At 70.8% G+C, this 20897-nt stretch carries 21 protein-coding genes; 4 read left to right on the forward strand and 17 right to left on the reverse strand.

What is annotated here, in order from left to right; all coding sequences use genetic code 11:
- Window positions 1-2: 2 nt before the first annotated feature.
- From DEJ33_RS02525 to DEJ33_RS02570, 10 genes are all read right to left on the reverse strand, one after another.
- A complete protein-coding gene (locus DEJ33_RS02525) occupies window positions 3-1709 on the reverse strand; it encodes a DUF885 family protein (protein ID WP_181432802.1) in 1707 nt (568 codons plus the stop codon).
- Window positions 1710-1801: 92 nt separating this feature from the next.
- Window positions 1802-2527: an SDR family NAD(P)-dependent oxidoreductase gene (locus DEJ33_RS02530; protein ID WP_220033998.1), complete on the reverse strand. Its 726-nt coding sequence runs from the start codon at window positions 2525-2527 to the stop codon at window positions 1802-1804.
- Entirely contained in the window at window positions 2524-3468 is a 945-nt protein-coding gene (locus DEJ33_RS02535) for a MurR/RpiR family transcriptional regulator (protein ID WP_181432803.1), read from the reverse strand. Before DEJ33_RS02535 ends, DEJ33_RS02530 begins: the two co-directional genes overlap by 4 nt.
- Window positions 3469-3553: 85 nt before the next feature.
- The gene (locus DEJ33_RS02540; protein WP_111077154.1) at window positions 3554-4501 is read right to left on the reverse strand and encodes an isoaspartyl peptidase/L-asparaginase family protein; all 948 of its coding nucleotides are present in this window, start codon (window positions 4499-4501) and stop codon (window positions 3554-3556) included.
- Window positions 4501-5334: a M55 family metallopeptidase gene (locus DEJ33_RS02545; RefSeq protein WP_111077155.1), complete on the reverse strand. Its 834-nt coding sequence runs from the start codon at window positions 5332-5334 to the stop codon at window positions 4501-4503. The genes DEJ33_RS02540 and DEJ33_RS02545 overlap by 1 nt, the downstream gene beginning before the upstream one ends.
- Window positions 5331-6566 (reverse strand): ABC transporter ATP-binding protein, encoded by a 1236-nt coding sequence (locus DEJ33_RS02550; protein WP_111077156.1) that lies wholly within the window; start codon window positions 6564-6566, stop codon window positions 5331-5333. The genes DEJ33_RS02545 and DEJ33_RS02550 overlap by 4 nt, the downstream gene beginning before the upstream one ends.
- The gene (locus tag DEJ33_RS02555) at window positions 6563-7576 is read right to left on the reverse strand and encodes an ABC transporter ATP-binding protein (protein WP_220033999.1); all 1014 of its coding nucleotides are present in this window, start codon (window positions 7574-7576) and stop codon (window positions 6563-6565) included. The genes DEJ33_RS02550 and DEJ33_RS02555 overlap by 4 nt, the downstream gene beginning before the upstream one ends.
- 16 nt (window positions 7577-7592) lie before the next feature.
- Window positions 7593-8477, reverse strand: coding sequence for an ABC transporter permease (locus DEJ33_RS02560; RefSeq protein WP_111194232.1), 885 nt, complete (start codon window positions 8475-8477; stop codon window positions 7593-7595).
- Entirely contained in the window at window positions 8474-9433 is a 960-nt protein-coding gene (locus tag DEJ33_RS02565; RefSeq protein WP_111077159.1) for an ABC transporter permease, read from the reverse strand. Before DEJ33_RS02565 ends, DEJ33_RS02560 begins: the two co-directional genes overlap by 4 nt.
- Window positions 9434-9490: 57 nt before the next feature.
- Window positions 9491-11056 carry an ABC transporter substrate-binding protein gene (locus DEJ33_RS02570; RefSeq protein WP_111077160.1) on the reverse strand — a complete coding sequence of 522 codons (1566 nt, stop codon included), beginning with the start codon at window positions 11054-11056 and terminating at the stop codon, window positions 9491-9493.
- 127 nt (window positions 11057-11183) lie between these two features.
- Between DEJ33_RS02570 and DEJ33_RS17065 the strand changes: the two genes are divergently transcribed.
- The gene (locus tag DEJ33_RS17065; protein WP_181432804.1) at window positions 11184-11684 is read left to right on the forward strand and encodes a GNAT family N-acetyltransferase; all 501 of its coding nucleotides are present in this window, start codon (window positions 11184-11186) and stop codon (window positions 11682-11684) included.
- Window positions 11681-12133 (forward strand): arsenate reductase ArsC, encoded by a 453-nt coding sequence (locus DEJ33_RS02580; RefSeq protein ID WP_111194234.1) that lies wholly within the window; start codon window positions 11681-11683, stop codon window positions 12131-12133. Before DEJ33_RS17065 ends, DEJ33_RS02580 begins: the two co-directional genes overlap by 4 nt.
- 44 nt (window positions 12134-12177) lie before the next feature.
- On the opposite strand, the gene DEJ33_RS17070 is transcribed toward DEJ33_RS02580, so the two are convergent.
- The 3 genes from DEJ33_RS17070 to DEJ33_RS02590 are packed head-to-tail and all read right to left on the reverse strand — an operon-like array spanning window position 12178 to window position 13616.
- Complete coding sequence (locus tag DEJ33_RS17070; protein ID WP_181421453.1) at window positions 12178-12339, reverse strand: hypothetical protein; 162 nt, start codon at window positions 12337-12339, stop codon at window positions 12178-12180.
- 58 nt (window positions 12340-12397) lie between these two features.
- A complete protein-coding gene (locus tag DEJ33_RS02585; protein WP_111194235.1) occupies window positions 12398-12850 on the reverse strand; it encodes an NUDIX hydrolase in 453 nt (150 codons plus the stop codon).
- 4 nt (window positions 12851-12854) lie between these two features.
- Window positions 12855-13616 carry an SDR family oxidoreductase gene (locus tag DEJ33_RS02590; RefSeq protein WP_111077164.1) on the reverse strand — a complete coding sequence of 254 codons (762 nt, stop codon included), beginning with the start codon at window positions 13614-13616 and terminating at the stop codon, window positions 12855-12857.
- Between the two features lie 175 nt (window positions 13617-13791).
- Between DEJ33_RS02590 and DEJ33_RS02595 the strand changes: the two genes are divergently transcribed.
- Both DEJ33_RS02595 and DEJ33_RS02600 read left to right on the forward strand, forming a co-directional pair.
- Complete coding sequence (locus tag DEJ33_RS02595) at window positions 13792-14265, forward strand: NfeD family protein (RefSeq protein ID WP_258374526.1); 474 nt, start codon at window positions 13792-13794, stop codon at window positions 14263-14265.
- Entirely contained in the window at window positions 14262-15425 is a 1164-nt protein-coding gene (locus tag DEJ33_RS02600; RefSeq protein ID WP_111077165.1) for an SPFH domain-containing protein, read from the forward strand. The genes DEJ33_RS02595 and DEJ33_RS02600 overlap by 4 nt, the downstream gene beginning before the upstream one ends.
- Window positions 15426-15543: 118 nt before the next feature.
- On the opposite strand, the gene DEJ33_RS02605 is transcribed toward DEJ33_RS02600, so the two are convergent.
- The 4 genes from DEJ33_RS02605 to tatC form a co-directional block, all read right to left on the reverse strand.
- Complete coding sequence (locus DEJ33_RS02605; RefSeq protein ID WP_111077166.1) at window positions 15544-15894, reverse strand: RNA polymerase-binding protein RbpA; 351 nt, start codon at window positions 15892-15894, stop codon at window positions 15544-15546.
- A gap of 121 nt (window positions 15895-16015) precedes the next feature.
- Complete coding sequence (lnt, locus tag DEJ33_RS02610) at window positions 16016-17590, reverse strand: apolipoprotein N-acyltransferase (RefSeq protein WP_258378071.1); 1575 nt, start codon at window positions 17588-17590, stop codon at window positions 16016-16018.
- A 32-nt stretch (window positions 17591-17622) separates the two neighbouring features.
- A complete protein-coding gene (locus DEJ33_RS02615) occupies window positions 17623-20061 on the reverse strand; it encodes an RNA helicase (RefSeq protein ID WP_110902282.1) in 2439 nt (812 codons plus the stop codon).
- Entirely contained in the window at window positions 20058-20879 is an 822-nt protein-coding gene (gene tatC, locus DEJ33_RS02620; RefSeq protein ID WP_375334683.1) for a twin-arginine translocase subunit TatC, read from the reverse strand. The genes DEJ33_RS02615 and tatC overlap by 4 nt, the downstream gene beginning before the upstream one ends.
- Window positions 20880-20897: the final 18 nt, after the last annotated feature.

Genomic DNA, 20897 nt, shown 5'->3' on the forward strand with positions numbered 1-20897 from the left:
GGTCAGTGGGACGCGCTGTGCACCCGCTGCTGCCAGCGGGTCACGGCGTCGGCCAGCACGGTGAGCGGGACGGCGCCGTTGCCGAGCACCGTCTCGTGGAAGTCCCGGATCGAGAACGTCTCACCGAGCGACTCCCGGGCAGCGGTCCGGAGCCGGAGGATCTCGCGTCGGCCGATCATGTACGCCAGGGCCTGTCCCGGCCAGGCGATGTACCGGTCGACCTCGCTCCGGACGTGTTCGTCCGTCGTGGCGGTGTTGTCGAGCATGAACTGCACGGCGCGCTCGCGGGACCAGCCGAACGCGTGCATGCCGGTGTCGACGACCAGTCGGCAGGCCCGGACCGCCCGCATCGAGAGCATCCCGAGGCGCGACAGGTCGTCCGAGTACAGGCCGGCGTCGTCGGCGAACTGCTCGGAGTACAGCCCCCAGCCCTCGTTGAAGCTGCAGGCCTCGACGTCCAGGTGCCGGCGGTACCGCGGGATGTCGAGGCGTTGCGCCATCGCGAGCTGCATGTGGTGGCCGGGCACCGACTCGTGGAACGTCAGGGCTTCGTACTCGTAGCGGTAGTGCGTCTCCGGTGCACTGGCGTTGATGCAGAAGGTGCCCGGTCGGGTGCCGTCGACAGCGGGCGGACGGTAGAACCCGAGCGCACTCGACGCGGCGTCGACCTCGTTGATCGGTTCGATCGCGCAGTCGGTGATGTCGTCCGCGGGGAAGTACCGGTCGCGCACCGCCTCGGCACGGGCGAGGGCGTCGTGCGCGACAGCCACGATCTCCTCGCTCGAGCCGAACCGGAGCGCCGGGTCGTCGCGGAGTCGCGTGGCGATGGCGGTGAAGTCGCGCAGCCCGAACAACCGGTCCCCGATCTCGGCGGCCTCGGCGCGGATGCCCTCGAGCTCCTCGAGCCCGATCCGGTGCACCTCGTCCGGGGTCAGGTCGGTCGTGGTGTGCCGGGCGACCGCGGCGACGTAGCCCTCGGTCCCGCCGGGCACCTCGCTGATGCCGACGTGCTCGTCGTCACGGGCCACCGGCAGCAGCGCACGGAGCGCCTCGGCCAGCGCGGCCATCCCGGGGCGCACGGACTGCGCGACGAGCTCTTCCGACTGCGCGACCAGCGACGCCGCCTCCGCCACCGTCGCCGTGCGGGCGGGCTCCAGCAGCGGGTCCTGGGCGAGCGGCAGCCCCAGGTACCCCTCGAGCTGCTCCACGGCGTGCAGGACACCCATCCGCGTCGGGACACGGCCGGCGGCGGCCTCGTCGGCGTACCGCTCCCCCAGCGCGACGAACATCGTGCCGAGCCCAGCCAGGCGGGACGTGTACCGGGCGGCCGCGGCACGGTCCGGGACCGTCATCGCGGGCACGGCCTGGAACACGAGGCCCTGCCGGCTGACGTAGCCCTTGGCCGAGGCGTTCGCTGCCCAGAGCGCGTGCCGGGCGTCGTGCGCCGCCCCGCGGGCCAGCGCGACGAGCACGTCGCGGTCGGTGCGGCCGGCGTCGTCGAGGTCCTCCCCGGGCAGCGCCGCAGCGTCCTGCGCCACGGCGTCGAGCTCGGCGGCTGCGCGCTCACTCGCCGCCCGCGACGGGTCGCCCGGCAGGTGGTCGAACTCCGTGATCCCGAGCAGGGTCGCGTTGTACGGGTCGTACGTGTGCTGCGCGACGAAGTACCGCTCGCCGAGGGCGTGCAGTCTGGCGGCGGTGTCGGTGGTCAAGGGTCCTCCAGAGGACAGGAACAGGGACGAACAGGAACAGGACAGGACGGACAGGAACAGGACAGGACGGACTGGAGGCTCGCGGAGCCGACTCAGAAGAGCGAGTGGCCGCCGTCGACGGAGAGCGTCTGTCCGCTCACCCAGCCGGCGTCCGGGGCGACGAAGAACGACACCGCGCGGGCGATGTCGTGCGGCGTGCCGGTGCGACGGACGGCGATCCGTTCGACCAGGGCACGCTGCCCCTCGGGTCCGTAGGAGTCCCACTGCGCCTGCGTGGTCGGGTTCGAGAGCACGAACCCCGGTGCGATGCAGTTCGCGGTGATGCCGTGCGGACCGAGTTCGTGCGCCATCTGCCGGGTGAAGCCGATCTGGGCGGCCTTCGCCGCGGTGTAGGCCTGGATGCCGGTCAGGCTGACGCTCCGCCCGGCTCCGGAGGCGATCATCACGATCCGGCCCCACCCCCGCGGCTTCATGCTCCGGACCGCGGCGCGGGTGCAGTTCCGTGTGGTCGTCAGGTTGGCGTGCAGGACGGCGTCCCACGCCTCGTCGCTGAGTTCGTCGATCGGCGTGTGGGTCTGGCCGACGACCCCACCGGCGACGTTCACCAGGACGTCGACGGGGCCGAGCCCGGCGAACCACGCGTCGGTGGCCGCGGTGTCACTGAGGTCGACCTCGCTACGGTCGACCCGGTGCACGAGCGCACCGTCGGCGGCGAGCCGGTCCGCGATGCCGGATCCGATGCCCTGGGCCGCTCCCGTGACGACCGCGACCCGACCGTCGAGGGTCTCCACGGGCCTCCCGGCCGGCGCGGCGCTCACAGCGCCCCCTCGGTGCCCGGCAGGGCGAGCGCCTCGACGTTCCCGGCTCCGACCTCGCGGGGTCCGGTGTCGTCGCGGACGTCCTCCTCGGCATGGGCAGCACGGGAGGCGCGCGTGATCCGCACCGACTCCTCCCACTGCCGCATCCGCTCCAGCCCGCGAGGTCCGGCGGCGCGCAGCACACCCTCGACCAGGGCCTCGATGAGCACCAGCAGCGGCGTCATCGAGTCGAACGGGATGCCGTCGACGGTGACCGGGAGCACGATGTCGGCACTCTCGACCACGGGCGACAGCGACGTGTCGGTGATGAGCAGCACCGTGGCACCCTGGCGCTTCGCGGCGGCCGCCGCCTGCTGTGCGACGAGCTCGTGCCGGCGGAAGTCCATCACGACCACGACCCCGCCCTTGCCGAGCTGCAGGAACCGGCCGACGTCGTGGCCGAGCGGTTCAGCCACGAAGTCGACGTTCGGCAGGATCTGGTCGAGTTGCGCGGCGAGCACCATCGCGAAGTACCGGCTGAAGTACCCGCCCAGCAGCGCGACCTGCTTGGGACGGTCGGCGAGCACGGCGACCGCCCGGTCGAACTCGCTCGGCGGGACGCTCGTGCCGAGCGACTCCACGAGCGCGACGCGGTCCGCGATGGCGCGGCCGAGCGTGCCGCCGTCGCCGAGTGCGATGCCCTCCTGCGAGCGGCGGAGCGGGCTGTTGAGGTGGTCGGCGATCTCGTCACGGACCCGTGCCTGGAATTCCGGCCAGCTGCCGAACCCGAGGCGGCTCGCGAGCCTCAGGACCGTCGGCGTGCTCGTCCCGGCGGTGCGGGCGAGGCTCGCGGCGCTCTCCGTCCCGGAGGTGGGCCATGCGGCCAGCAGTGCGCGGGCGACCTTGCGCTCCGCCGGGCTCAGCTCGTCCATGCGGGCGAAGACCTCGTCGTTGATGGGCATCCCGGCTCCTCGTCGTCGGTGGTGGTCGTGGTGCTCGCGGACGAGCCTGGCAGGTGCGGCCGGGCGTCGGCCAACGCCGCCCGGGTCAGGTCCGGAGCACCAGGCCGCTGCCGTCGTCGAACGCCGCGAACATCGTCGGCGAGTTGTGCGCGACGACGATCCGGCCATCCGCCCCGACCGCGACGAGCCCGCCGCTGGCGTGCTCCTCGGTCAGCTCCTCCTGGATGGTCGCGGCCACGGCGTCGGGCAGCACACTGCCGCCGTACCGCATCCGCGCGACGATGTCGTAGGACACGACCCCGCGGATGAACGCCTCACCCTCGCCCGTGCAGGAGATCGCGGCGAACCCGTCGAGCGCGTAGGTGCCGGCGCCGATGATCGGCGAGTCACCGACGCGGCCGTCCTCCTGGTTCGCCATGCCACCGGTGGACGTGGCCGCCGCGATCGAGCCGCTCCGGTCCCGGGCCACCGCCCCGACGGTCCCGTGCCGCGGTGCGACGAGCCGGTCCGCCAGGATGCGGGCGAGCTGCGCCTGCCGGGCCTCGGTGACGAAGTGGTCCTGCTCCGCGGTGGCGAGTCCCCACGACTCGACGAGCGCGCGGGTCGGGTGGACCAGGAGGAGGTGGGCGGACCGCTCCATGACGGCGCGCGCCAGGTGCACGGGGTTGCGGGCATGCCGGGAGGCTGCGATCGCCCCCGCCAGGCCGGTCCGGCCGTCCATCACGGCCGCGTCCAGTTCCACCTCGCCGTCGGTGGTCAGGGCGGCGCCTCGCCCGGCGTTGAACAGCGGGTCGTCCTCGAGCTGTTCGACGGTCGCGCAGACCGCGTCGAGTGCGGTGCCGTCCTGGTCGAGGACCGCCTCACCGGCCCGGTAGGCGCGGGTCAAGCCCGCCTCGAAGCGCTCGCGCTCCTCGGCGGCGAGTTCCTGGATGCGGCCGCCGGCACCGCCGTGCAGGGCGAGCGACCAGCCGCGGACGGCGGGCACGTCGAACAGGACGGTGTCGCGTGGTGGGGCGATCGACTCCTCGGGCATCAGCGTCCTCCGGCCTGTCGGGTGATGTAGTTGACGGCGACGAAGCGGGTGAAGACCGACAGCAGGTCGTCGCCGCGGATGGCGACCGTGCGGGTGGCGGTCCGGTCGACGCCGCCGACCCAGGTGGCGACGTCGGCCATGTCGCCCGTCTGCAGGTCGAGCTCGAGGGTGGCCGGGGCGGTGATCGGTGCGCTGGCCATCTCGCCGACCCGACGTGCGGCGCGTTCGGCGGCGTCGCGGATCCGGCGGCACGACTCGGTCGGGTGCAGCGAGTCCGCGCTGGCGCGGGTGATGGAGGTCTTCGTCACGACGTGCTCGGCGTCCGGAGCGAACGGCTCGGTCTCGTCCCAGGTGACCTCGTCGCCGGTGACCAGGGCGATCGGCACCCCGTGGTGGGCGGTGACGAGGGCGTTGATCCCGCTCTCCCCCACCCACGTGCCGTTGACGCGGGCACCGGAGAAGACCTCGGGGTTGTAGGTGTGCGACATCGTGGACGGCTCCCCCGAGATCGAACCGTGGTAGCCGATGAGGAACGCTCCGTCGACGGTGTCGTCGAGCCCCTGCATCATGTACATCGGCTTGTGACGGCCGGTGATGAAGCGCACCTTGTCCGGGTGCACCACGGCACGCGGGTCGAGGTTCGACATCCGGCTGTGGGAGTCGTTGAGGAGCACCTCGGTGGCACCGCCGGCGACGGCACCCTCGATGGCCGCGTTCACCTCGTCGAGGAGCAGTGCGCATCCCAGGGCGTAGCCGTCGCTGCCCGGTCGGCACTGGTCCCAGTCGACGATGCCGGCGACGCCCTCCATGTCGTACGAGATCCAGATCTTCATGCGGACGGTTCCTCCTGGTGGTGCGCGGCCGTGGTGGCCGGGGCGGCTGGTGCGACCGGGTTGGCTTCGGGCTCGACGACCCGTTCGGGGTCGAGGAGCACGTCGGGACGGGTCAGTGCCGGATCGTCGGGTTCGATCGCGGGCTCGTGGAGCGGGTCGACGTCGCCGAGCTCCGCGGAGCGGATGCAGGCGGCGACGTGCGCATCAGGCGTGTGCACGTCGGCGGCCGACGTCGGGACCGTGGTCGTGCCTCCCGGCCGGGTGCCGAGCACCAGCGGGACCGGCGTGAGCGACGGGTCCGTCGTCCGGCAGGCGTCGACCGCGTAGGGGCAGCGCGGGTGGAACCGGCAGCCGGACGGGATGTCGAACGGGCTCGGCGGGTCACCCTGCAGCGCGAGCCGCGTCGTGACGCTCTCCGCGCCCATGCGCGGGATGGAGTCGATGAGCGCTCGGGTGTACGGGTGCCGCGGGTTGCGGAACAGCTCGTCGGTGTCGGCGACCTCCACGATCCGGCCGAGGTACATCACGGCGACGCGCTGGCTGAGGTGCTGGACGACGGCCAGGTTGTGCGCGACGAACAGGATGCTCAGGCCGAGCTCGCGCTGCAGCCGGGCGAAGAGCTCCAGGATCGTCGCCTGCACGGAGACGTCGAGGGCGGACACCGGCTCGTCCGCGATGAGCACGTCGGGCCGTACCGCAATGGCGCGGGCGATCGCGATGCGCTGTCGCTGGCCGCCGGAGAACTGGCTCGGGTACGCGTCGAGGGCGTCCTCTTCGAGCCCCACCAGGTTGAGCAGCCGGATGCTCTCCGCGCGGACCTCGTTCCGCGGCACGATGCGGTGCAGGAGCAGGAGTTCCCGGAGCATCGAGCCGACCGAGATCCGCGGGTTGAGCGAGGAGTACGGGTCCTGGAACACCATCTGGATCCGGCGTGAGGCGTCCTTGTCACGGTGGACGGGCATTCGCTCGCCGTCCGCGTCGAGGGTGCCAGTGGTGGCGGTGACGCTCCCGACCAGGATCTTGGCCAGGGTCGACTTGCCGGACCCGGACTCCCCCACCAGGGCGAGGACCTCGCCGCGGCGGAGCTCCAGGTCGATGCCGTCGAGCGCGGTCAGGGCGGTGGGGGCCGCCTTGCGCATCCGGTCGATGACCGTCACGGGCAGCTGGTAGCGCTTGGTGACGGCCTCGGCACGGAGGACCGGGGCGGTCGCGGTGCTGGTGTTCGGGCTCATGCCAGGACCTCCACCGGTTCGCCGGGGGCGGCGGAGCCGATCTCGTGCGTGCGGATGCAGGCGGCGGTACGGCCGGGGCCGACGTCCTCCTGCGCGGGCATCGCCGTCGTGCAGGCGTCGATCGCGAACCGGCAGCGCGGTGCGAACGGGCACCCGTCCGGCCGTTGCGCGACGTTCGGCGGGAAGCCGGGGATCGGCACGAGCTCCCGGTCCGGGTCGTCGAAGTCCGGCGCCGACTCGAGCAGCCCACGCGTGTACGGGTGACGCGGGTCGCGGAAGACGTCCTTCACCGGACCCGCTTCGACCCGGTGCCCCGCGTACATCACCGCGAGTTCGGTGCATGTCTGGTTCACCACGGCGAGGTCGTGCGTGACGAACGCCAGCGCAGTGCCCGTCTCGTCGCAGAGTTCCTCGACGAGCTGCAGGACCTGGTGCTGCACCGTCACGTCGAGCGCCGTCGTCGGCTCGTCGCACAGCAGCAGCCGCGGGGAACACGACAACGCCATCGCGATCATGATGCGCTGTCGCAGCCCGCCGGAGAGTTCGTGCGGGTAGGCCCGTGCCCGGCGCGCCGGGTCCGGGATGCCCGTGCGACGCATCATCTCGACCGCCAGGTCGGCAGCGGCAGCCCGCGAGAGCCCGAGGTGCCGGCGCGGACCTTCGGCGATCTGCTCACCGACGCGGACGACGGGGTTGAGCGCCGTCATCGGCTCCTGGAACACCATCGCGATCTGCGGGCCCACCAGCTTCCGCCGAGCGGTGGCGGACATGCCGCCGAGGTCCTCGCCGTTGTAGCGGATCGCGCCGGAGAGCACCTCGACGCCCTTGGGCAGGAGCCCGGCGATCGCGCGGAGCGTCAGGGACTTGCCGGAGCCGGACTCGCCGACGATCCCGAAGCGCTCGCCGGGCTGGATGGCGAACGTGAGGTCCTCGACGATGCGGACGTCGTCGCGGCCCTTGCGGCGGATGCCGATGGTGAGGTCCTCGACCTCGAGCAGTGCGGCGGTCATGTGCGTTCCTTCCATGTCAGCGCCTCCGGTCCGGGCTGAGCAGGTCGCTGATCCCGTCGCCGAGCCAGGAGAGACCGAGGCTCGTGACGACGACGACCAGGCCGGGGATCGTGGTCTGCTGCCACTGGGTGGTGATGAACTCCTGCCCGTCGACGATCATCGAGCCCCACTCCGCCGTCGGCGGCTCGATGCCGAGCCCCAGGTAGCCGAGGGTGACGATGGCCATGATGTCCATCACGATGTCGCTCATCGCGTAGATCACGGCCTGGCTCATCACGTTCGGGGCGATGTGGCGGACGAGCAGCCGGGCGTGGGACATGCCGCCGAGTCGTGCGGCGACGACGTAGTCCTGCTGGCGGGCGACGATCACCTCGCCGCGGACGATCTTGGCGTAGGAGACCCACGACACCGCGGCGATGGCGAGGTAGATGCTCGTCTCCCCCGCGCCGAGGACGAACACCAGCACGATCACCATGACGTAGAAGGGGAACGCGAAGAACACGTCGACGATGCGCATCAGGACCGTGTCGACGATGCCGCCCACGTACCCGGCGATCGCGCCGACGACGCTGCCGACGACGAACGGGATGAGCACGGCCAGGAAGCCGACGCGCAGGTCGACCCGGGCGCCCCAGATCAGGCGGGACAACACGTCACGGCCGTACTTGTCGGTGCCGAGCCAGTGCGCGGCGCTCGGCGACTCGAGCGCCTGCTCGAGGTGCTGCGCGATCGGGTCGTACGGTGCGATGACGGGTGCCAGCACGGCGACGAGCACCAGCAGGCCGACGATGACGATGCCCGCCATCAGGGACCCGTTGCGGTACCAGGCGCGGAGCGACCGGGAGCGCGATGCGCGACGGCGCTGCTTGAGGCCCACGAGCGCGGCGGTGGGGGTGGTCATGGGGTGGTGCCTCCGGCCAGGTCGACCCGCGGGTCGAGCATCGTGTAGACGACGTCGGTCAGGATCCCGACCACGACGACGAAGATCGCGACGAACAACGTCACGCCCTGGATCGTCGGGAAGTCACGGGCGAAGATCGCGTTCACCATCAGGGAACCGAGGCCGGGGAGCGCGAAGACCTTCTCGATGACGAGCGACCCGCCGACCAGGTAGCCGAGGTTCACGCCGATGATCGACACCGTCGGGATCGCGGCGTTCCGCAACACGTGGTCCCGGAACAGGGGCAGGCCGGCTGCACCCTTCGACTTCGCGGTGCCGACGTACTCGGACTCGAGCACCCCGATCATCGACGCCCGGAGGCTGCGGATGATCGTCGGCGACATCGCGATCGCCAGCGTCAACGCCGGCAGGAACAGGAAGTACAGGTGGGCGCCGGCACCGTCGCCGTACCCACCGACCGGGAAGGCACGCACGTTCACGGCCAGCAGCAGGATGAGCATGATGCCGACCCAGAACTGTGGCATGCCCTGCCCGAGCAGGGTGAACCCGCGGGCGAACAGGTCGCCGGCGCGGTTCGGACGACTGGCCGCCACGGAGGCGAGCGGGATGCTGATGAGCAGCGCCATCACGAGCGCGAGCCCCAGCAGCGACAGGGTGACCGGCACCGCCTGGAGGACCAGCTGCCCGACGGGCAGCTGGTAGGTGAGGCTCGTCCCGAGGTTCCCGTGCACGATCTGCCCGAGGAACCGGAAGTACTGCTCCCAGAGCGGCTTGTCCAGACCGAGCTGCTCGGTCAGCGCCGCGACGCTGGCCTTCGTCGCGCGCTCGCCGAGGAGTGCGAGCGCCGCGTTGCCGGGCAGCAGGTGGGAGAGGAAGAAGACGATGATGGTCACGCCGAACGCGACCGGGACGGCCTGCAGGAGTCGTCCGGGGATGAACCGGAGCCGGTGGAGCATGACTGCCTTTCCGAGAGGGGTGGTGGGGTCCGGCGTCGGGCCGGACCCCACCGGGTCCTACTTGGCCTTGGAGACGTCCTCGAGCTGGTAGTTGCCGAGGGGCGTCACGTGGAAGTCGTTGACCTTGTCGGTCGTCGCGAACACGTAGGGCGAGTAGTAGAGGTACGCCAGGAAGGCGTCGTCACCGGTCTTCTGCTGCAGTTCGGAGTAGAGCTCCTGCCGCTTGGCCGGGTCGGTCTCCTGCTGTGCCTTCTTGTTGATCGCGAGCACGTCCGGGTTGTCGTAGTGCGTGAAGGCCGAGTTCGAGCCGCCTTCGGGGTCGACGGCGAACGAGGTCCACTCGTCGGGGTCCGGGATGTCCATCGTCCAGGCGGACCAGGCCATGTCGAAGTCGCCGGCGAGTCGGGCTTCCTTGTTCGCCGTCGGGTCGAGCTGCTTGATCTGCATCGTGATGCCGATCTCCTTGAGCTCGGACTGCATGATCTGCGCGATGGAGGTCTGGTTCGGGTCACCCGACCGGATGAGCAGCGTCGTCGTGAACCCGTTCGGCTTCGACGACTTCGCCAGCTCGGCCTTCGCCTGCTTCACGTCGTACGTCGGCCCGTCCGCCTTCGCGTCGTAGTACGGCGTACCGGGCGACAGCAGCGAGTTCGCGGTCGTGCCGTTGCCGAACAGCACGGCCTTGACCATGGCCTTGCGGTCGAGTGCGTACGCGATCGCGCGGCGCACGTGCACGTCGTCGAAGGGCTTGCGCTGCTGGTTGAAGGCGACGTAGTCGATCTGCGTCGACTTGAACGTCTCCGCGTTGACGCCCGATGCCGACTTCAGCGACGAGAGGCTCGACCAGTCCGGGGTGTCGTCGATGTCGACCTGGCCGCCCTGCACCTGGAGCTTCCGGGTGTTGGCGTCCGGCACGACGGTCCACTTGACGCCGTCCAGGTACGGCTTGCCCTTCTGCCAGTAGTCGTCGTTGGCGGTGAGGCTGAGCGACTGGCCCTTCTTCCACGAGTCCCAAACGAACGGTCCGGTGCCGATGGGGTGGGTGTAGAACTCCTTCTTCGACTCCCCCGCGTAGTCCGCCGGGACGATCGCGTTGCTGAAGAGGGACAGGTCGGCGATGAGCGGTGCCCACGCGTACTTCAGGTCGATCTCGACCGTCTCGTCGTCGACGGCGCTGACCTTGTCGATCGCCGCGTTGATGTAGCCCCAGCCGGACGCCCCGGTGGCGGTGTCGGCGTCGATGGAGAAGACGACGTCCTTCGCGGTCATCGGGTCCCCGTTGGAGAACTCGACGCCCTTGCGGAGGTGGATCGTGTACTTCTTGCCGTCCTCCGACGCGTCGTACCCGGTGGCGAGCCACGGCTCGAGCTTCTTGCCGTCTGCACTCACGTTGAACAGCGGTTCCATGATCTGCTGCATCACGTGGATGGAGTTGTTGTCGAAGGTCGTGGTGTTGTCCATCGAGATGATGTCGGCGGACCGCGCCATCGTCAAGACACCGCCCTTCGGGTGGCCGCCGGCCGCGGTGCCGGTGTCCGCCGAGCCGCCGGCGCTGCAGCCCGCGAGGACCAGGGCCGCTGCCGCCGTCACCGCGGCCAGGGCCGCCCGATTCCGTTGTCTCATCGTTGCCTCTTCGCTTCTGTGCACCCGTGGGGTGCGTTGTCCGTCTTCGGGGAGGTGGAGCGAGTGGTGCTGTACTGATGATTACAGTAAGGCAACTTGTTTTCAGTTTTGTTACGTTTGGAAGACAATGACGAACGATGACCTCGACCTCGTCCTGCGGCCGTTCCGACCGGGTGACGCCGCGACCGTCGTCTCCTGGTTCCGCGGACACGCGGATGCGCTCGCCGTCGCCGGCACGGGTGCACCCTGGCCGTACGGGGCCTCGAACCTCCTCGCCGCGTCCGGACGACCCGACCGGACGCCGCTCACGCTCGTCGCACACGACGACGACGCGACGGTGCTCGGCCACGTCGCCGTCGTCCGTGTGACGGAGACCGCGGGGCGGCTGGCGCGGATCGTCCTCGCGCCGAACCTCCGCGGACAGGGCCGGTCCGGCGTGCTCGTCCGGCTCGCGATCGCCGAGGCCCGGTCGCTCGGCCTGGAGGAACTGGCCCTGTTCGTGGTGCCCGGGAACGAACCGGCGCTCCGGGCCTACGCGGCGGTCGGGTTCAGCCGGTCGGACCCCGACCCGGAGCACCCGGAGTACGTGCGTCTCACCCGTCGCCTATCCGGCACGATGGACGCATGACCGAAGCGTCCGAACGCGACCAGCACGACGAGCACGACGAGCACGACCAGCACGACCCCCGCCCCGCCGTCCTGTTCGTGTGTGTGCACAACGCCGGCCGCTCGCAGATGGCAGCGGGCTTCCTCCGCGCGATCGCCGGTGACCGCATCGACGTCTTCTCCGCCGGCTCCGAGCCCGCCGACCGAGTGAACGAGGTCGCGGTGGCCGCCATGCACGAGGTCGGGATCGACATCGTGGGACGGACCCCGACTGTCCTCACCACCGAGGCCGTCCGTCACGCCGACGTCGTCGTGACCATGGGCTGCGGCGACGCCTGCCCCGTCTTCCCCGGCAAGCGCTACGAGGACTGGGAGCTCACCGACCCGGCGGGCCTGCCGATCGAGGACGTCCGTCCGATCCGCGACGACGTCCGCAGACACGTCGAACGCCTGGTGTCGACACTCGTCTGAGTGCCGTCACCAGGCGTCCGGCGTGCTGTGCGAGCGCGCTCGCGTCAGTTCGACGAGTCGTCCGACGTCGTCGGGACGTCCGAGCTGTCGATCTCGAGGGCTGCCTGCTCCCCGCCCTGCTCGCCGACGGTGGACTGCTCCGTGTCGGGCTGCTCGGGCTCTGCCTGCGTGGTCTCTTCTGCCGGATCCGGCTGGCTGTACGTCATGGCCGCGACGCTACGCCGGAGACCGCCCACTGCTCGCAGGGACCGTGACGGTCGCCGATCAGTCGCGGTGGCGACGCACCAGGTCCGGCAGCTCGGCGGGCTCGTACGACTCGTCCGTCGCGTCGAGCTCGTCGGCGGTCCACCAGCGCGACGCCAGGATGTCCACCCGTTCGTCATCGGTCCATCCCGCATCCGACAGCTCGAACCCCGGCGTCCGTACCACGTAGAACTCGGCGTGCCCGCGGTCGTGGTCGGCCTGGTCCCACCCGACCGCGAAGTCCCACGACCACACCGGCTCGCCCGGGTCGGTGACGGCGATGCCGGTCTCCTCGCGGAGCTCGCGGATCGCCGCGTCCCGGTGGGACTCCCCCGGGTCGACGCCGCCGCCCGGCGTGATCCACCGGTGTGCTCCGTCGGACGACGGCGCCTTCGTGTCCATCAGGAACACGCGGCCCGCCGGGTCGAGCAGCAGGATGCGGGAGGTCCGGCGCAGGCCCGGTGTGGCGGTCACGGTGTCACGCCGTGAAGGAGCTGACGTCGCCGACGAGCTTGGTGTGGTCGGCGGGGATCGGCTCGACTGCGGCGAGGGCGATCTCGGCGGCGAACTCGGAGACGCTGTAGAGCTTGCCGACGGCGTCGCGACGACCCTCGATCGCGCCGGGGTTGAGACGGTTCAGCAGGGTCGCCGTGATGGTGCCCTCGATCATGTCGCCGGAGACGGTGACGAACTCGATGCCCGCGGCCTCGAGCTGGGGCAGGAGCTCGCGGAGGGCGAGTTCGCCGGCGCGCTTGCTCTTCGCGACCGGGACGTACTCGGGCATGGTCTCGGCGGTCTCGACGAAGTGCGCCTGGTGACTCGTGACGAAGACCACGCGGGAGCCGGACGGCATGTGCGGCACGGCCGTCTGGAGCATGTCGACCTGGGCGTCGCGGTTCAGGCGGAGCGCGTAGTCCTCGCCCATGCCGGACTCCATGCCACCGGAGGCGTTGAGCACGAGCAGGTCGATGCCACCCCACTCGGCGACGACCGCGTCGACCATGGCCTGAACGGAGTCGTGCTCCGTGAGGTCGGCCTGCAGTGCCAGGGCCGATCCCCCGGCGGCGGCGACCTTCTCGACGATCTGCTCGGCGCGACGGGCCTTGTTGCGGTAGTTGACGACGACCTTCGCACCGGCCTCGGCCAGGTACCCGACCGTGTCCGCACCGATGCCGCGAGAGGACCCGGTGACGAGGGCGCGCGTGCCGTCGAGGGATCCGGGGGCGAGGGGGCTGCTCACAGTGGTGACTCCTGTCGTCGGGCGGCGCCGGTCCTGGTCGTCCCGGGCGGCATCGAGCCTAGCAAGGGGCCCGCGCCACGTCGGCCCGTCAGTGGTGGCTGATACGTTGGACGCAACAGGACCGGACGTCGCGATGCTGCGGATGCCGTGCGCGATGCCAGGGGAGGGAGATCGCGTGAACGTCTCGGAATGGACCCAGGTGATCGTGTGGATCGCCCTGGTGCTCGTGTTGGGAGTGGTCGAGGTCTTCACGCTCGACTTCATCTTCCTCATGCTCGCGGCCGGTGCCGCCGGCGGGTTGATCGCCGCACTGCTCGGCGCCCCGTGGTGGCTCAGCGCCATCATCGCCGCGGTGCTCGCGCTGCTGCTGCTCGCCGTCGTCCGCCCCCGCGTGCTCCACGCGCTGAGCCGTGGTGCCGACCCACACCGCACCGGCGTCGAGGGTCTGGTCGGCATGGCCGGCACGGTCGCCCTCGCGTTCACGCCGTCCGCCCCCGGCCAGGTCCGCCTGGCCAACGGTGAGACCTGGAGCGCCCGGTTCGCACCCGGCGCCGTCGACCGCACGCCACCGCTCGGGACGCGCGTCGTCGTCGAGTCCATCGAAGGTTCCACCGCCGTCGTCCGCATCGAACAGAAGGCAGCCCAATGACGCTCTCCACCGGGACGGTCGTGCTCATCGTCCTGATCGTGGTCATCGTGATCTTCGTGATCACGGTCCTCTCGAAGGCCATCCGGATCGTTCCCCAGGCCACGGCCGGTGTCGTGGAACGGCTCGGGAAGTACCACAAGACCCTCACGCCCGGGTTGAACCTGCTTGTGCCGTTCATCGACCGGCTCCGGCCGCTCATCGACATGCGTGAACAGGTCGTCTCGTTCCCGCCGCAGCCCGTCATCACCGAGGACAACCTGGTCGTCTCGATCGACACGGTCGTGTACTTCCAGGTGACCGACGCCCGCGCCGCCACCTACGAGATCGCGAACTACCTCGGTGCCGTCGAGCAGCTCACGACCACCACGCTCCGCAACGTCGTCGGTGGTCTGAACCTCGAAGAGGCCCTGACCAGCCGCGACAACATCAACGGCCAGCTCCGCGTCGTGCTCGACGAAGCGACCGGCAAGTGGGGCATCCGCGTCGGCCGCGTGGAGCTGAAGGCCATCGAGCCACCCGTGTCGATCGTCGACGCCATGGAACAGCAGCTGCGCGCCGAGCGGAACCGTCGTGCGGCGATCCTGCAGGCCGAGGGCACCAAGCAGTCGCAGATCCTCGAGGCCGAGGGGCAGCGGCAGGCCGCGATCCTCGGTGCCGAAGGTGACGCGAAGGCCCAGGTCCTCCGGGCCGAGGGTGAAGCGCAGGCCATCGCCACGGTGTTCGACGCCATCCACCAGGGCGACCCGGACGAGAAGCTGCTCTCCTACCAGTACCTGCAGATGCTCCCGAAGATCGCCGAGGGCAACTCGAACAAGCTCTGGATGATCCCGAGCGAGTTCACCGAGGCGCTGTCCGGGATCGCGAAGGGTTTCAGCGCCCAGCGGACCGGTCCTGGCGGGTCGGCTGCCGGCGGCGCTGCCGGATCGGACTTCCTGTCCCGCATCTCGAAGCTCGCCGACGAGAGCCTCGCGAACACCCAGGCGCGGGACGGCGCCGGACGCTCCGGCTCCCCCGCGGCCGACGCCTCGGTCGCGGACATCGTGCCGCCGTCGGAACTCGACGACCGCCTGGCCCAGTCGGACCGCAGCATGGACGAGCGTCTCTCCGCCGCCGACCAGGAGGCCGACACGGCGTTCGGCACCGACCCGACGCGCGACTGACCCCGTTCGACGCCGGACACGCCAACGGCCCGCTCCCCTGCTGGGGGGCGGGCCGTTCTCGTCTGTTCCGGTGCTGCGGCGCTCTGGTCCGGTGCTGCGGCGCTCTGGTCCGGTGCTGCTAGGCGCCGCGGCGGGCCCGGAGGACCTGGAGACGTTCCTCCAGCAGTTCCTCGAGCTCCTCGCGGGAGCGCCGCTCGAGCAGCATGTCCCAGTGGGTCCGCGGTGCCTTGACGTCCTCTGCGGCGATCTCGACGGGCTTGCCGTCCTCGCCGAGGAGACGCCCTTCCCAGCCGCTGCGTGGGTCCGACCACACCGGCGGGACCTCGGCGTCGGCGGAGAACACCACGTCGAAGGTCTCACCCGATGCCGCCTGGTAGACGGCACGCTTCCGCTCGGAGAGCTCGACACCGTCCTCGCTCTGGAGGCTCTGGCTCCCGAGCCGCATGCCTCGGAGACTCCGATCAGCCATGTCCGACTCCTCTCGCTCGTTCCCCCGGTCCAACCCACACCACCCGCGTTTCGTTCCGGTGGGGTTGCATTCACAGTCGCTTCCCAGTGCGCAGGATCCGACGGGGACCCGTCGGACGGCGTCAGCGGTGCCCGCGTCGCCAGGGAGCGCAGGCCAGCAGCACGAGCAGTCCCCCCAGCGACAGCACGAGCGTGACGTCCCCGGAGGCGACGGTCGCGGGCGTCGTCGAGGTGCCCAGTGGGACGTCGGTCACCATCGAGGTCGCCGTGTAGGCAGGCACCCGGTCGATGGTGTGCCCGTCCGGGTCGATCACCTGCGACGCGCCGACGGTCGAGATGTTCACGAGCGAGCGTCCGGTCTCGACGGCCCGCATCCGCGCGATCTCGAGCTGCTGCAGGTTCTCGTCGGTCCCGTCGAAGTCCGCGTTGTTCGTCTGCGCCAGGATGACCTGCGCTCCCCCACGTGCCAGGTCGGCGGTCAGCCCGTCGTCGACGACGTCGAAGCAGATCATCACACCCGCGCGGATGCCGGCGACCGGCAGCACGTTCGGCTTCGTCCCGGGTGTGTAGTCGCGCTGCAGCAGGCCGATCAGCGAGGGCGCGAGCTTCGAGTAGAACCAACGGTCGGGAACGTACTCGCCGAACGGCACCGGCCGCTTCTTGTCGTAGGAGGCCTGCCAGCCGTCCGCGCCCCAGACGAACGAGGTGTTGTGGAGCACGCCCGACGACGTCTGCGTCACGGCCCCGGCGACGAGGGGTGCGCCGACGCTCTGCACGACCGCGTCCAGGGCGCCGGCGATGACCGGTTCCCGTCGCGGGTCGTACTCGGCGGCCGCCTCGGGCCAGACGACCAGGTCCACGCCCCGGGCGTCGACGTCGGTCGCGGCGACCTGGGACCGCAGCACGTCACCCGGCTGCGCACGGTCGAAGTAGCCCGCGGGGCCGTTGCCCTGCACGGACTCGACACGCACTGTCCCCTGGACGGCCGTCGGCCACGCGGGCACGGCCAGCACCGCGGACACGAGCAGTCCCGCCGTCGCGATCCGCATCGGCAGCCGGACACCGCCGACCAGCCCGAGCGAGACCACCACGGCGACGCAGTACACGACGACGAAGCTCAGTCCGAACACGCCGACGTACGCGGCGAGGTGCGTGAACGGACCCTGCGACTGCGACAGACCGACCCGTCCCCACGCGAAGCCGCCGTACGGCCAGCTGCCGGAGAACCACTCGCGTCCGGTCCAGAGCGCTGCCACCACGGCCGGGAGGCCCCACACCCGCCCGGCGGTCGAGGGCACCACGCGCGCGACCCAGCGGTAGGCCAGTGCGATCGCGACCGTGCCGACGGCGAAGAGCGCCGCCTCGAGCAACGCCAGCGCGAACCAGGGCACCGGTCCGAGGTAGCGGCCCGCCCACGAGATCGCGGGCAGCCAGAACGTCGCTCCGGCGAGCAGTCCGAGCCAGGCCGCCCGACGAGCGCGCTGTCCCATCGCGGCGAGCAGGAGGCACGCCACGGCCGGGTAGGCGAGGAACCACCAGCCGGGCGACGGGAACGACAGGGCGAAGAGCAGTCCCCCGATCACCGACAGCGGCAGCGCCTGGCCGAGCGGCAGCGCGGCGAACACCGACGTCGACTGCGCGACGACGGGCGTCGTCGTCCGGGTCGCACGGCCGGCGTCCGCACGCGCCGGGCGCACGGCTGTCCCGGGGACCGACACTGGGCCTCCCGTCAGACCGTCGCGTACGCGACGATGCCGCGGCGGACCGCGTCGGTGGCGCGCCGGGCGGTCTGCGCGAGGTCCGGGTCGCCGGCGTTCCGGATCTGGTCGAGGAGGTCGATGACCTGCTTCGACCAGCGCACGAAGTCCCCCGCGGCCAGGTCGAGCGAGCGCAGGACGTCGTCGAGCGGCGAACCCGACGCCCAGCGGAACATGCCGAGCGCGATCGCCGGGGTGGGCGGCTCGGACCCGGCCAGCCGGGCGTCCCGCTCGACGTCGTCCAGGCGGGACCAGATCGTCAGCGTCTCGTCGAGCGCCGGCCGGAACGCCCCGCGCGGGACGGCGTGCTCGGTGCCCGGTGCGTCCTCGCGACGCGGCTGGTAGACGATCGTCGCCGCCATGCCGGCGAGCTGCGCGGGGGTGAGGTCCTTCCAGACCCCGGCTTCCAGGCACTCGGCGACCAGCAGGTCCCGGTCGCCGTAGATGCGCTGCAGTCGGCGACCACCGGCGGCCACGGTCACGTCGCCCTGCTCGTCCTGCACCAGGTACCCGAGGGCGAGGAGCACGTCGGTGACGCGGTCGAACGTCGTCGCGACCGCGCCCGTGCGGGAGCGGATCTGCTGCACGAGCTTGTCGTTGGTGCGCTTGAGCTTGTACCAGCGCTCGGCCCAGCGGGCATGCGCCTCCCGGTCGGGGCAGGCGTGACAGGGGTGCCGCTGGAGCTGGCGGCGGACCTCGCTGATCGCGGCCTGACGCTCCTGGCGGGCACCGTGCGACGCTTCACGACCACCGGGCACGTTGGTGCGCTCGAGGTCCGAGAGCCGCCGACGCAGCGCCGCGTACTCGGTGAAGTCGCCGAGGTGGCACTGCATGGCGTCCTGGTAGCCGTCCAGGGACTCCTGCTGCGACCGCACCTTACGCGCCAGGTCGACGACCGAACGGTCCGCCTGGAACTGGGCGAACGAGGTCTCGAGGACCTCGCGGGTGCGGTCCCGACCGAACTGCTCGATCAGGTTCACGGCCATGTTGTACGTCGGCTTGAACGACGAGTTCAGCGGGTAGGTGCGACGGCTCGCCAACGACGCGACGGCCTGCGGCTCGAGCCCGTCCGTCCACTGCACGACCGAGTGCCCCTCGACGTCGATGCCACGACGACCGGCGCGACCGGTGAGCTGCGTGTACTCCCCCGGCGTGATCGGCACCCGGGCCTCGCCGTTGAACTTCTCGAGCTTCTCGAGCACGACGGTGCGCGCGGGCATGTTGACCCCGAGCGCGAGGGTCTCGGTGGCGAAGACGACCTTCACGAGCTTGCGCTGGAACAGGTCCTCCACCACCTCCTTGAAGGCCGGGAGCAGGCCTGCGTGGTGCGCGGCGACGCCGCGCTCCAGACCCTCGAGCCACTCCCAGTAGCCGAGCACGGCCAGGTCCTCGTCGAGCAGGGTGCGGCAGTGGTACTCGGCTGTCTCCCGGATCTCCCGGCGCTCGTCGGCCGTCGTCAGGGACAGCCCGGAGCGCACGACGTGGCGGACGCCCTGGTCGCAGCCGTTCCGGCTGAAGACGAAGAAGATCGCCGGCAGCAGCATCCGCTCGTCCAACATCTTCGCGATCTGTTCGCGGTGCGCCTTCTCGGTGCGCGGGCCCCGGCGCTCCGGGAACCCACCGCGGCCACCGCGTCGACCCCGCGGACCACCGGACCCCCGGGAGGCGCTGCCCACCAGACGGAGCAGCTCCGGGTTGACCCGGTTGGTCGCGGCGGCACCCGACGAGTCGAACAGGTCGACCATCTTGTTGCCGACGAGGACGTGCTGGTCGAGCGGGACCGGACGGTCCTCGGACACGATCACGTCGGTGTCGCCGCGGACCGTCTGCAGCCAGTCGCCGAACTCCTCGGCGTTGCTGACCGTGGCGGACAGCGAGACCAGCCGGACCTCGGTCGGCAGGTGCAGGATGACCTCTTCCCACACCGCGCCGCGGAACCGGTCGGCCAGGTAGTGCACCTCGTCGAGCACGACCCACGCCAGGTCGTCGAGCAGGTCGGAGTCCGCGTAGATCATGTTCCGCAGGACCTCGGTCGTCATCACGACGACGCGGGCCCGGGGATTGACGTTCGTGTCGCCCGTGAGCAGGCCGACCTCGGTCTCCCCGTAGGCCTGGACGAGCTCGGCGTACTTCTGGTTGCTCAACGCCTTCATCGGCGTCGTGTAGAACACCTTCGCCGTCGGCTGCCGCATCGCCAACCAGATGGCGAACTCGGCGATGATCGTCTTGCCGGCACCGGTCGGCGCTGCGACCAGGACGCTCCGGCCCTGGTCGACGGAGTCGCACGCAGCGAACTGGAACGGGTCGAGGTCGAAGCGCAGGTCGGTGCGGAACAGCTCGAGGTTCCGGGACCGGGAACGGACCTTCGCGGCGGCGAACCGCTCGGCGGGGCTGAGGCTGGTCTCGGTCACAGTCCGTACTCCTCGTCGAGCTTCGCCTGGCGCTTGGCCACGCGGCGGTCGTGGATCCACGTCACCAGGCAGGCCGCGAAGTAGAGCACGACCATCGGGATCGCCAGGATGAACATCGACAGGATGTCCGCCGACGGGGTCACCAGTGCGGTGAAGACCAGGATGAGGACGATCGCGACCCGCCACGAACGGACGATCGCCGCCGCCGACAGGACGCCGACGAAGTTCAGCAGCACCAGGAAGACCGGCAGCACGAAGGCGATGCCGACCGCGACGATGAGCTTGATGACGAAGTCGTAGTAGGCCTTCGCGTCGACGATCGAGGTGTCCTGTGCGGAGACGAAGCTGCCGAGGATCCCGACCACGTGCGGCAGGACGTACCAGCCGAACGCGCAGCCGGCGAAGAACAGCGGGATCGCGGTGCCGAGGAACCCCCACACGTACTGCTTCTCACGGCGGACCAGGGCCGGGACGATGAACGCCCAGATCTGGTAGAGCCACACCGGGCTCGCGAGGACGACCCCGATCGTGATCGCGATCTGCAGGCGGAGGTCGAAGGCGCCGGTGATCATCGGGAAGTTCAGCTCGGCAGTGTGCCCACCGACCCGCGCGAGCTGCGTCACCGGGGCACGGAGCGAATCGAGCACGAAGGGGGTGAGGAACCAACCGCCGATCGCACCCACCAGCACCGCGACGACCGCCTTGAAGAGACGGTTGCGCAGCTCGATCAGGTGCTGACCGAGGGACATGCGGCCTTCGGGCTCCTTCGGCCGGCGCCCTTGCCGCTTCTCTCGCCCGCTCGCGGTCGTCGAAGCCATGGTCCGATCCTACGGCAG

The sequence above is a fragment of the Curtobacterium sp. MCPF17_047 genome (genome assembly GCF_003234045.1).
Lineage (GTDB): Bacteria > Actinomycetota > Actinomycetes > Actinomycetales > Microbacteriaceae > Curtobacterium.

What these genes read in the sequence shown, in the direction of transcription:
- DEJ33_RS02535 (WP_181432803.1), bottom strand. Translation starts at nt 3,468, where the DNA reads ATGCCCATCAACGACGAGGTCTTCGCCCGCATGGACGAGCTGAGCCCG.
- DEJ33_RS02560 (WP_111194232.1), bottom strand. Translation starts at nt 8,477, where the DNA reads ATGACCACCCCCACCGCCGCGCTCGTGGGCCTCAAGCAGCGCCGTCGC.
- DEJ33_RS02550 (WP_111077156.1), bottom strand. Translation starts at nt 6,566, where the DNA reads ATGAGCCCGAACACCAGCACCGCGACCGCCCCGGTCCTCCGTGCCGAG.
- DEJ33_RS02565 (WP_111077159.1), bottom strand. Translation starts at nt 9,433, where the DNA reads ATGCTCCACCGGCTCCGGTTCATCCCCGGACGACTCCTGCAGGCCGTC.
- DEJ33_RS02555 (WP_220033999.1), bottom strand. Translation starts at nt 7,576, where the DNA reads ATGACCGCCGCACTGCTCGAGGTCGAGGACCTCACCATCGGCATCCGC.
- DEJ33_RS17065 (WP_181432804.1), top strand. Translation starts at nt 11,184, where the DNA reads ATGACGAACGATGACCTCGACCTCGTCCTGCGGCCGTTCCGACCGGGT.
- DEJ33_RS02540 (WP_111077154.1), bottom strand. Translation starts at nt 4,501, where the DNA reads ATGCCCGAGGAGTCGATCGCCCCACCACGCGACACCGTCCTGTTCGAC.
- DEJ33_RS02605 (WP_111077166.1), bottom strand. Translation starts at nt 15,894, where the DNA reads ATGGCTGATCGGAGTCTCCGAGGCATGCGGCTCGGGAGCCAGAGCCTC.
- DEJ33_RS02600 (WP_111077165.1), top strand. Translation starts at nt 14,262, where the DNA reads ATGACGCTCTCCACCGGGACGGTCGTGCTCATCGTCCTGATCGTGGTC.
- DEJ33_RS02545 (WP_111077155.1), bottom strand. Translation starts at nt 5,334, where the DNA reads ATGAAGATCTGGATCTCGTACGACATGGAGGGCGTCGCCGGCATCGTC.
- DEJ33_RS17070 (WP_181421453.1), bottom strand. Translation starts at nt 12,339, where the DNA reads ATGACGTACAGCCAGCCGGATCCGGCAGAAGAGACCACGCAGGCAGAG.
- DEJ33_RS02580 (WP_111194234.1), top strand. Translation starts at nt 11,681, where the DNA reads ATGACCGAAGCGTCCGAACGCGACCAGCACGACGAGCACGACGAGCAC.
- tatC (WP_375334683.1), bottom strand. Translation starts at nt 20,879, where the DNA reads ATGGCTTCGACGACCGCGAGCGGGCGAGAGAAGCGGCAAGGGCGCCGG.
- DEJ33_RS02570 (WP_111077160.1), bottom strand. Translation starts at nt 11,056, where the DNA reads ATGAGACAACGGAATCGGGCGGCCCTGGCCGCGGTGACGGCGGCAGCG.